This is a genomic window from Nonomuraea sp. NPDC004186 (genome assembly GCF_053603495.1).
In genome coordinates, this window is record NZ_JBSGFQ010000087.1 from 29,353 (window position 1) to 39,462 (window position 10,110).

Consider the following 10,110-nt stretch of genomic DNA (forward strand, 5'->3'; position numbering starts at 1 on the left):
GCGAAGTGTGCCGACCTTGCGTGTTTTTCGTCAATAACCCGGAAAAAACCCCAAATATGGCGATGAGCTGGGAGAACGCCGTGCGAAGGGTTTCGCGGCGCTCGTAACTTTCCGGTAACAGGCCGTGCGCGGTGATCGCCCCGCAAGCCCGATCCGTTGACTTTTGTTTGGATGGTCGCCAAATTAAAGACAGTCCGCAGCCGACCCTGGAAGGCGACCATGAGGCGCTTGCTCGCGGTGTTCCCGGTCCTGCTCTGCGTCCTGCTGGGAGTGCCTGCGGGCGTCGGCGCGGCCGCGCACGAGGTCACGTACGACAGGTACTCGCTGAAGGTGGACGGCGAGCGGCTCGTCCTGCAGTCGGCCGAGTTCCACTACTTCCGGCTGCCGAGCCCCGAGCTGTGGCGGGACGTGCTGGAGAAGCTCAGGGCGGCCGGGTTCAACGCGGTCTCGATCTACTTCTCGTGGGCGTACCACTCGCCGAAGCCCGGCGTGTACGACTTCACCGGCGTGCGCGACGTGGACCGCCTCCTGCGGACCGCCCGGCAGGCCGGCCTGTACGTGATCGCCCGCCCCGGGCCGTACATCAACGCCGAGAGCACCGGCGGCGGCCTGCCCGCCTGGGTGAAGACCGTGCCGGGACGGGCCCGCAGCAGCGCGCCCGGCTACCAGGCCGCCTACCGCGAGTGGCTGCACCGGATCAACCCGATCATCGCCAGGCACCAGGTCACCGGCGGCGGCCCGGTCATCCTCTACAACGCGGAGAACGAGTACCAGGTCAACACCGATGCCGCGTACATGCAGGACATCCAGGACCAGGCGCGGGCGGACGGCATCGACGTGCCGATCACCACCAACGACTGCTGCGACGCCGGGAGCTGGAGCTCGACGTGGGCGACCGGCCCGGGGGCGGTGCAGATCCCGGGGGTGGACGACTACCCGCAGTCCTTCGAGTGCGCCACTCCCGAGGTCTGGGGGCCCTGGGGGGAGGGGCTGACCGAGCGGCTGCGCGACGACATCCCGGTGTTCGCCGCCGAGTACCAGGCGGGCGCGATCGACCTGGGCAACGCCGGGTACGACAGGTGCCGCGAGCTGACCGGCCCGGCCTACATGAAGTACTTCTACAAGAACAACCTGGTCACGACCGGGGCAACGATGTTCTCGTACTATATGGGTTACGGCGGCACGAACTGGGGCTGGCTGGCCCAGCCCAACGACGTCTACACCTCCTACGACTACGGCGCCGCCATCACCGAGGCCCGGCAGCTCACGCCCAAGTACGACGAGTTCAAGCGCCAGGGCTACTTCCTGGAGGCTGTCGCGCCGCTGGCCAAGACCGATTCGGTCACCTCGCCGGCCGCGCCGGACAACCCCGCCCTCACCACCACGGCCCGCGCGAACCCCGACACCGGCACCCAGTTCGTCCTGGTCAAACATGCCGACCGGGCCGCCACCGGCACGGACGACGCCACCCTCGACTGGGCCGCCCCCGACGGCCGCCACCGGGTGCCCGTGCGGGTCAAGGGGCGCGACGCGCACGTCCTGGTCGCCGGGTACGACCTGGGCGGCCAGAGCCTGGTCCTGTCCACGTCCGAGATCATGACGCACGCCTCCATCGGCGGCCGTGACGTCGCCGTCCTGTACGGCACCGCGGGCTCGCCCGGCGCCACGATCCTGCGCTACGGCTCGCGGCCGGCGGTCAAGGTGCTCGAAGGGGACGTACGGGCCGAGTACACCGGGGGCGACCTGCGCCTCGACTACACGCACGACGGCCTGGCCCGGGTGCTCGTCACGGGCGGCGGGCGGCGGTCGCTGCTGCTGCTGCTCGGCACGGACGAAGCGGCGGCCGGGTTCTGGCGGGCCGGGACGGGGGCGGGGCCGGTGCTCGTCCGCGGCACCGCGCTGGTCCGCTCGGCCTCGGCGAGCGGCGACACCCTGAGGCTGGCGGCGGACACCGCGGGCGGGCAGGTCGAGGTGTTCGCGGGCCCGGCGACGAGGCGGCTGCGGATCGGCGCGGAGGACGTACCCGTCACCCGCACCCCGAGCGGCTCGCTCCTGGGCTCCACCCGCGCCCCCGAACCGGTCCGCCTGCCCGCGCTGGCCGCCTGGCGCTCCCGCGCCGAGGCCCCGGAGGCCGCGCCCGGCTTCGACGACTCCCGCTGGACCGCCGCCGACCACACCACGACCGTCAGCCCGCACCAGCCGAAGACCCTGCCCGTCCTGTACGCCGACGACTACGGCTACCACTACGGCAACGTCTGGTACCGGGGCCACTTCACCGCCGCCGGATCCGAGACCAGGATCGACCTGAACGCCGTCACCGGCCTGCGCGGCAACTACCTGGTCTGGCTGAACGGCCGCTATCTCGGCTCGGCCGCCGGAGGCGTGGAGGCGGACTCCGGCGACGCGTCGACCCCGCCCAACCCCGACCCGGGCCCCGGCCACTTCGACCTCCCGGCGGGCGTGCTCAGGCCGGGCGTGGACAACGTGATCTCCGTCCTTGTCGCCAACATGGGCCACAACGACGACTGGATCGCCGACGACCTGCGCTTCAAGCAGCCGCGCGGCCTGGTGGCCGCCACCGTCGGCGGCACCGTCGGCGGCCCTGTCGGCGGCTCTGTCGGCGGCACCCCGATCTCGTGGCGCATCCAGGGCTCACCGGGCACGGACCCGCTGCGCGGGCCGCTCAACAACGGCGGCCTGTACGGGGAGCGCACCGGCTGGCATCTCCCGACTTATCCCGATAAATCCTGGAAAACCGCCAGCGCTGAGCTGACCCCCGGCGTCACCTGGCTCCGGACCGCGTTCCGCCTCGACCTCCCCAAGGGTCAGGACGCGCCGGTCGGGCTCCGCTTCGGCGGCGACCCGTCGCCCGCGTACCGCGTGCAGATCTTCCTGAACGGCTGGAACGTCGGCCAGTACGGCGGCGACATCGGCCCGCAGCGCGACTTCGTGCTCCCCGCCGGGATCCTGGACGAGCACGGGACCAACACGATCGCCCTGGCCGTCACCGCCGAGCAGCCCATGACGGGTCCCGGGCCGATCAGCCTGTTCACCTACGGCAACGTCCGCCAGGGCCGCTGACCGCCGTACTCCGGCGAAGGTCCCTTCGAGGGGGGAGGGGCGCCGCGCTTGGGCCCTCGGGCTTCGGAGGGCCGGCCGTCACACGTGGGCCCCTGGACTTCGGAAGGTCGGCCGCCGCGCCCGGACCCTGGGGCTTCGGAGGGGCGGCCGCCGCCCCCAGGTCTGGGGCGCTAGTCGCGGTCCGGGACGGCCAGTTCGCCGAGCAGGGACCAGTCGTCCTGCGGGACGGTGGCGTTCACGATGCGGGGCGTCTCGGCGAGGTGGGGCGGCAGCGTCTGCTGGGCCTGCTTGAAGTGGGCCGACTGGACGTGCGCCGCCCCGGCGTCGCCGTCGCGGAACGCCTCCACCAGGACGTACTCCACCGGGTCCTCGACACTCCGCGACCAGTCGAACCACAGGCAGCCCGGCTCGGCCCTGGTCGCCTCGGTGAAGTCGGCGACGATCTCCGGCCAGCGGTCGGCGTGCTCGGGCAGGATGCGGAACTTGGCGGTAATGAAGATCATCGGGCTGGCTCCTTCGAGTCCGTGGGGATCAAGCGTATCGAGATGACGTTGACAGGCATTCATGCATTACCTACCGTTTGGCTAGGTAATGCCTCGGCCCCAAGGAATGCGTGTGAAGAGACTCAAGGGCATCGTCCCCTTCGTCCTCGTCGTCTCCCTGACCGCCTGCGGCTCTCAGCAGCCCGCCCAGCAAACCCAGGACGCCTCCCTGACCTGGGCCATCGAGACCCAGCCGCTCACCTTGAACCCCCAGCAATGGGGTCAGAACAAGGTCCGGCTGCTCGTGTTCAACCAGTTCGACGCGCTGCTCTCGCGCCAGAAGGACGGCACGTTCCAGCCATGGCTGGCCAAGTCGTGGAAGGTGTCGGACGACGGTCTGACGTACACGCTGGAACTACGCGACGACGTGACCTTCCACGACGGCACGAAGTTCGACGCGGCGGCGGTCAAGGCGAACCTGGAGCAGTTCCTGGTGCCCGGCTACAACCCCGGCATCGCCTCCATCCAGCTCAAGTCCTTCGCCAGGGCCGAGGTGAAGTCGCCGACCACCGTCGAGATCACGCTGAAGGAGCCGGACGCGCTCTTCATCGACTTCCTCGCCTCGCCCCTCGCGGGGCAGGTCTCGCCGAAGTCGCTGAAGGCGGCCAAGGACCTCAAGTCCGGCGGGCCCGACCTGGTCGGCACCGGGCCGTTCATCCTGGAGTCGTACGTGCGGGGCCAGGAGATCCGCTACCGGCGCAATCCGGACTACAAGTGGCCGCCCGCCGGGTCCGCGCACCAGGGACCGGCCTACCTGTCGCGGATCACGTACCGGTTCCTGCCCGAGGCGGCGGTGCGCGTCGGCGCGCTCACCTCGGGGCAGGTGCAGGTCATCGAGGGCGTACCGGCCACCGATGCCGCCATGATCAAGCAGGATCCGGGTCTGACGTACCAGACCTCGCTCAACTCGGGCACCTCCTTCTCCTACTACTTCAACACCGCCCACGCCCCCTTCGACGACCAGCGCGTACGGGAGGCGTTCCGCGAGGCCGTGGACGTGGACGCGGTGCTCAAGGCCGTCTACCAGGGCACCGCCACCAGGGCGTGGAGCGTCGTCACCAAGGGCGGGCCGTTCTACGACGCCTCGCTGGAGGGCGCCTTCGGCGGCGACCCCGCCAAGGCCAACGCCCTGCTCGACGCGGCCGGCTGGAAGCAGCGCGACGCCCAGGGCTACCGCGTCAAGGACGGCAGGCGGCTCGCCGTGCGCTCCGTCGCCTCCGCGCCGTTCGTCCGCGACCGCCGCGACATCCTCGCCCAGGCCATCCAGGCGCAGGTCAAGCAGAGCGCCGGGATCGACTTCCAGGTCAAGATCGTGGACCAGGGAACGGCGCAGAAGGCCTACACCGAGGGGGAGTACGAGATCTTCGAGAACTCCCGCGGCGACGCCGACGCGGGCGCTGCGCTCAACCTGATCCTGCCGCGCAAGGGGCCGATCAACCGCACCGGCTTCTCCGACCCCGACGTGGAGAAGTGGCTGGCCACGGCCGCGGCCTCCGCGTCCCTGGACGAGCGGAAGGCGCTGTACACCAAGGTGCAGCAGGCCGTGGTGAAGGACAAGGCGATCGTGTTCCCGGTCTACGTGCCCGCCGACCAGATCGCGGCGCAGAAGAGCGTCCAGGGCCTGGGCTTCGAGGCCGGCTCCGGCACGCCGCGCAGCGCTTACGACGTCCGGATCGGCACATGACCGGACAGCCGGTGACGGCCCGCGACAGGGACACCGCCAAAACCCGCGGCAGGGACGCCGTCAAAGCCCGCGGCAGGGACGCCGTCAAAGCCCGGGTCAGGGGTGTCGTCAAGCGGGTGCTCGCCGGGCTCGCGGTGCTGTGGGCGGCGGCCAGCGCCTCGTACGTCGCGCTGCTGCTCGCGCCGGGCGACACCATCGACATCCTGGTCGGCGACGGCCCCGACACCCCCGAGATCCGGGCGCGGATCGTCGCCGAATGGGGGCTCGACCGGCCGGAGGTCGTCCAGTACGTGTCCTACCTGTGGCGGTTGCTCCACGGCGACCTCGGCCGCTCGTACCAGCTCCAGCTCGGCGTCGGCGAGATCCTGTCCACCCAGCTGGGCCCGACCCTGCAGCTCACGCTGGCGGCGGCCGGGGTCGGGGTGTCGCTCGCCGGGGTGATCGCCGTCGTGACCGCGGGGCGGGGCCGGTGGCTGCGCGGCGCGGCCTCGGCGGCCGAGCTGGTCTCGGTGTCGGTGCCGCCGTTCCTGATCGGGCTGGTGCTGCTGGCGGTGTTCTCGTTCACGCTCGGCTGGTTCCCCGTGTCGGGCGCGTCCGGGCCGCAGGCGCTCGTGCTGCCCGCGCTCGCGCTGGGTTTGCCGATCGCGGGCGTGCTCGGCCAGGTGCTGCGCGGCGGCCTGGAGCGGGCGCTGGAGCAGCCGTTCGCCGTCACGGCCAGGGCCCGCGGGTTGAGCGAGCCGCGGCTGGTGGCCAGGCACGCGCTCCGGCACGCGCTGATCCCCGCCGTGACGCTGGCCGGATGGTTCACCGGCACGCTGCTCGGCGGGGCCGTCATCACCGAGGTGCTCTTCGGCCGGCCGGGGCTCGGGCAGGTGGCGATGCAGGCCGTCACGGGCCGGGACATGCCGGTGGTGATGGCCGTCGTCCTGCTGTCGGCCATCGTGTACGTGACCATCAGCACCCTCCTCGACCTGGCCTACCGCGCCATCGACCCCCGGATCGGAGGCTGGCCGTGACCTCGTCGCGCTCGCTGCTCGCGCCCGCGGCGTTCCTCGTCCTGCTGGCGGTGGCGGTGGCCGCACCCGGGCTGCTGACCGGCGTGGACCCGCTGGCGGCCGACCCGGTGAGCGCGCTCGCGCCGCCGGGCGGCGCGCACTGGTTCGGCAGCGACCACCTCGGCCGCGACGTGCTGTCCAGGGTCGTGCACGGCGCCCGCCACTCGCTCAGCATCGGCGTCACCGCGACCGCTCTGGCGGTGGCCGCCGGGGTGCTGCTCGGCCTGGCCGCCGGGCTGTCGCCGAAGTGGCTGGACGAGGCGCTGGCCAGGTCGTTCGACGTCCTGTCCACCCTGCCGGAGCTGCTGCTCGCCTTGCTCGTCATCGCCGTCACCGGCCCCGGCACGGGCAACGTCATCTTCGCCATCGCGGTCGCCCAGATCCCCAACTACGCCCGCGTCATCCGCGCCCAGACCTTCGTCGTGCGCCACGCCGGATACGTCGAGCAGGCCGTCACGTTCGGCCGGTCCAGGGCCGCGATCACCGCCGGGCACGTGCTGCCGAACGTGCTCGGGCCGATCCCCGTCCTGGCCACCATCGGGCTCGGCCAGGCCGTCATCGCCGCCTCCGGGCTCAGCTTCCTCGGCATGGGCCCGCAGCCCCCGGCCGCCGAATGGGGCGCGATGCTCTCAGAGGCCCGCAACTACCTGCGGGTGGCCTGGTGGGAGGCGCTGTTCCCGGGCGTCGCGATCACGCTGACCGTGGTCAGCCTCACCGTCGTCGGCCGCCGGCTCCAACGCCGCTTCGAGGGGAGAACCCCATGACGACCTTTGCCTCCCCTCCGACGGTCGCCACCCTGGTCGCCGTGGAGGACCTGCGCGTGAGCTTCGGCGGGACCGAGGTCGTGCGCGGCGTCTCCTTGTCGCTCGCCCCGGGCGAGTGCGTGGCCGTCGTCGGCGAGTCCGGGTCCGGCAAGAGCGTCACGGCCCGCACGCTGCTCGGCCTGGCCGGGCCGGGCGCCACCGTGCGGGCGGCCGCGTTCAGCGTCGGCGGCCGGGACGCGCTCGGCTTCGGACCGGCGCAGTGGCGCGGGTTGCGCGGCGGGTTCGCCGGGCTGGTGCTGCAGGACGCGCTGGTCTCCCTCGACCCGCTGCGGACCGTGGGGGCCGAGATCGGTGAGGTGCTGGCCGTCCACGACGTCGTCCCGCGAGCACGGCGCCGCGACAGGACGCTCGAACTGCTCGACGCGGTCGGCGTGCCCGATCCGCCGCTGCGTGTCGGGCAGCACCCGCACCAGCTCTCCGGCGGGCTGCGGCAGCGGGTGCTGATCGCCTCGGCCATCGCGGCCGGACCCGAGCTGATCATCGCCGACGAGCCGACCACCGCGCTCGACGTCACCGTGCAGGCCCAGATCCTGCGACTGCTGGCCGCGCGCCGGGCCGCCGGCTGCGCGCTGCTGCTGATCAGCCACGACCTGGCCGTCGTCGCCTCGATCGCCGACCGCATCCTCGTCATGAAGGACGGCCGCGTCGTCGAGGAGGGCCCTGCCGGGAGCGTGCTGTCGGCGCCGTCGCACGACTACACCCGCTCGCTGCTGGCCGCCGTCCCGTCGGCCGCCTCCCGGGGCACCCGCCTGTCCACCACCCTGTCCACCGCGCCGCCGGGCTCGCCGCTGCCGCGCCGCACGCCGGATCTGTCGGCGCCGGTGCTCGCCGGCACCGGCCTGTCCAGGTCGTACGGGCCGCGCCGGGTGGTCGACGACGTCTCGTTCACCCTGTACGAGGGCGAGACGCTCGGCGTCGTCGGCGAGTCGGGCTCGGGCAAGACCACCCTGGCCCGCCTGGCCCTCGGCCTGCTCGAACCCGACGCGGGCCGGGTCACCCTGCACGGCCGTCCGTGGAGCCAGGTGCCAGAACGCAAGCGTCGCCCGCTCCGCCGCCGGATCCAGCTCATCTCCCAGAACCCGCTCGACTCCTTCGACCCCCGCCACACCGTCGGCCGCCTGGTCGCCGAGCCGCTCGACCTGCCCGCGGCCGGGCGCCGGGCGCGGGTGCTCGACCTGCTCGAACGCGTCGGCCTGCCGCCCGGCGTCGCCGGCCGCCACCCGCGCGAGCTGTCGGGCGGCCAGCGGCAGCGCGTCGCCATCGCCAGGGCCCTCGGACCCCGCCCCGACGTGCTGGTCTGCGACGAGCCGGTCTCCGCGCTGGACGTCTCGATCCAGGCCCAGGTGCTGGACCTGCTCGCCGAGATCCAGGCCGAGTACGGTACTGCCATGCTGTTCATCAGCCACGACCTCGGCGTGGTGCACCACGTCAGCGACCGGGTCCTGGTCATGAAGGACGGCCGGGTGGTCGAGGAGGGCGACGTGACGGAGGTGTTCACCCGCCCCCGGCACCCGTACACGCGGGAACTGGTCGCGGCGGTTCCCCGGCTTTCCTGAATTTCCTACCAAATGTGTGGGATACTGGACGGGTGAGTCTGGACAGGATCCGCGCGTCGAGCGCCCGAGCCGATTCCCCGCTGACCGCCGCCATCCTGGCGGGGCGATGGATCAGATCCGCCGCGGCGGACGACGAGCACGGAAGGCGCTGGCTGGCCAATCCCGATCCGCACGGCGGGTCGGCGGTCACCTCCGAGCCCTCGTCCCTCTACTCGGGGGCGGCGGGCGTCGTGCTGTTCTTCCTCGAACTGGCCGCGGCCACCGGCCACGAGGCGTACCTGGAGGATGCCAGGCAGGGGGCCCGCAGGCTCGCCGCCACCTGGCGCGAGCAGGACGACGTCTCCCTCTATCACGGGCTGACCGGCACGATGGTCGCGCTCATGGAGGCGGGCTGGGTGCTCGGCGACGGCGCGTTCGAGGCCGAGGCCGCCGCCATCGCGGACGTGATCGTCCGCAGGGGCCGGGAGTCCGAGGGCGGTGTCGGGTGGTCGCGGGATCCCGCGCAGCGCGGCGAGGGCGGCGTCATCCTCGGGTTGCTGCGGGCCGCCGCCCACCTCGGCGTGCCCGCGTACGAGGAGGCGGCCGTCGAGGCGGGCCTGCGGATCGCCCGGCTGCCCGTCCCCGGGCACCGGTTCGGCGACTGCGCCGACCTGCCCGTGGACGCCGTCACGCCCGGCTTCCTCGCCGGCACGGCCGGGACCGCGTTCCTGCTGGCCCGCCTGTACGGGGTGACCGGCGACGAGCGTTTCCTGTTCGCCGCGCGCAGCGGCGCGGCCTTCGTCCGCGAGGTCAGCGTCGTGGCCGGCGGCTGCGCGGTCGTGCCGCACCACGTGCCGCACGCCAGGGAGCTGCACTACCTGGGCTTCTGCTCCGGCTCCGCGGGCGTGGCCAGGATGTTCTACGAGCTGTACCGGGTGGGGGGCGACCCCGGCGACCTGGAGTGGGTGGAGCGGCTGGCCAGCGGCATCGTCAAGAGCGGCGTGCCGCGCCGCCGTACCGAGGGCTACTGGAACGTGGCCTGCCAGTGCTGCGGGACGGCCGGGCTCATCGAGTTCTTCGTGGGGCTGTGGGCGGCGACGGGGGAGGAGTCCCACCTGGAGTACGCCCGCGGGCTCGCCACCGACCTGATCGGCCGGGCCACCGACCACGACGGGCGCGGCTACCGCTGGTACCAGGCCTACCGGCGGCTGCGGCCGGGCGAGGTGACGGCCGACACCGGCTACATGGTGGGCGCGGCCGGCATCGGCGCCGCCCTCCTCCACCTCGACGCCGCAGGTCAGGCCGACCATCCGCGCCGCGTCATCCTGCTGCCCGACAATCCGTTCCCCGCCATCCCGCTGCCTGCTTCCGCGCTCCGTTGACAGCGAT

General features: G+C 72.6%; 7 protein-coding genes. 6 read left to right on the forward strand and 1 reads right to left on the reverse strand.

The features are described 5' to 3' along the window. Nucleotides 1-219 precede the first annotated feature (219 nt). Nucleotides 220-3,081, forward strand: coding sequence for a beta-galactosidase (locus ACWEPL_RS46730; protein WP_452440052.1), 2,862 nt, complete (start codon nucleotides 220-222; stop codon nucleotides 3,079-3,081). 170 nt (nucleotides 3,082-3,251) lie between these two features. On the opposite strand, the gene ACWEPL_RS46735 is transcribed toward ACWEPL_RS46730, so the two are convergent. Beyond that, nucleotides 3,252-3,584 carry a putative quinol monooxygenase gene (locus tag ACWEPL_RS46735; RefSeq protein WP_357745995.1) on the reverse strand — a complete coding sequence of 111 codons (333 nt, stop codon included), beginning with the start codon at nucleotides 3,582-3,584 and terminating at the stop codon, nucleotides 3,252-3,254. Between the two features lie 106 nt (nucleotides 3,585-3,690). Here ACWEPL_RS46735 and ACWEPL_RS46740 point away from each other — a divergent pair, with 106 nt between their 5' ends. From ACWEPL_RS46740 to ACWEPL_RS46760, 5 genes are read left to right on the forward strand one after another with little or no spacing between them, the layout of a single operon-like run. Continuing rightward, complete coding sequence (locus ACWEPL_RS46740) at nucleotides 3,691-5,307, forward strand: ABC transporter substrate-binding protein (RefSeq protein ID WP_452440053.1); 1,617 nt, start codon at nucleotides 3,691-3,693, stop codon at nucleotides 5,305-5,307. Next, on the forward strand, nucleotides 5,304-6,323 hold the full coding sequence (locus tag ACWEPL_RS46745; RefSeq protein ID WP_452440054.1) for an ABC transporter permease: 1,020 nt from the start codon (nucleotides 5,304-5,306) through the stop codon (nucleotides 6,321-6,323). Before ACWEPL_RS46740 ends, ACWEPL_RS46745 begins: the two co-directional genes overlap by 4 nt. Next, entirely contained in the window at nucleotides 6,320-7,126 is an 807-nt protein-coding gene (locus ACWEPL_RS46750; protein WP_452440055.1) for an ABC transporter permease, read from the forward strand. The genes ACWEPL_RS46745 and ACWEPL_RS46750 overlap by 4 nt, the downstream gene beginning before the upstream one ends. Then, a complete protein-coding gene (locus ACWEPL_RS46755) occupies nucleotides 7,123-8,742 on the forward strand; it encodes a dipeptide ABC transporter ATP-binding protein (protein WP_452440056.1) in 1,620 nt (539 codons plus the stop codon). Before ACWEPL_RS46750 ends, ACWEPL_RS46755 begins: the two co-directional genes overlap by 4 nt. 32 nt (nucleotides 8,743-8,774) lie before the next feature. Further along, nucleotides 8,775-10,103, forward strand: coding sequence for a lanthionine synthetase LanC family protein (locus ACWEPL_RS46760; protein WP_350736869.1), 1,329 nt, complete (start codon nucleotides 8,775-8,777; stop codon nucleotides 10,101-10,103). The last annotated feature ends 7 nt before the right edge of the window (nucleotides 10,104-10,110 follow it).

Bases quoted from the DNA above. Each gene is read 5' to 3' on its own strand.
- ACWEPL_RS46735 (WP_357745995.1), bottom strand. From the start codon at position 3,584: ATGATCTTCATTACCGCCAAGTTCCGCATCCTGCCCGAGCACGCCGAC.
- ACWEPL_RS46755 (WP_452440056.1), top strand. From the start codon at position 7,123: ATGACGACCTTTGCCTCCCCTCCGACGGTCGCCACCCTGGTCGCCGTG.
- ACWEPL_RS46730 (WP_452440052.1), top strand. From the start codon at position 220: ATGAGGCGCTTGCTCGCGGTGTTCCCGGTCCTGCTCTGCGTCCTGCTG.
- ACWEPL_RS46740 (WP_452440053.1), top strand. From the start codon at position 3,691: ATGCGTGTGAAGAGACTCAAGGGCATCGTCCCCTTCGTCCTCGTCGTC.
- ACWEPL_RS46745 (WP_452440054.1), top strand. From the start codon at position 5,304: ATGACCGGACAGCCGGTGACGGCCCGCGACAGGGACACCGCCAAAACC.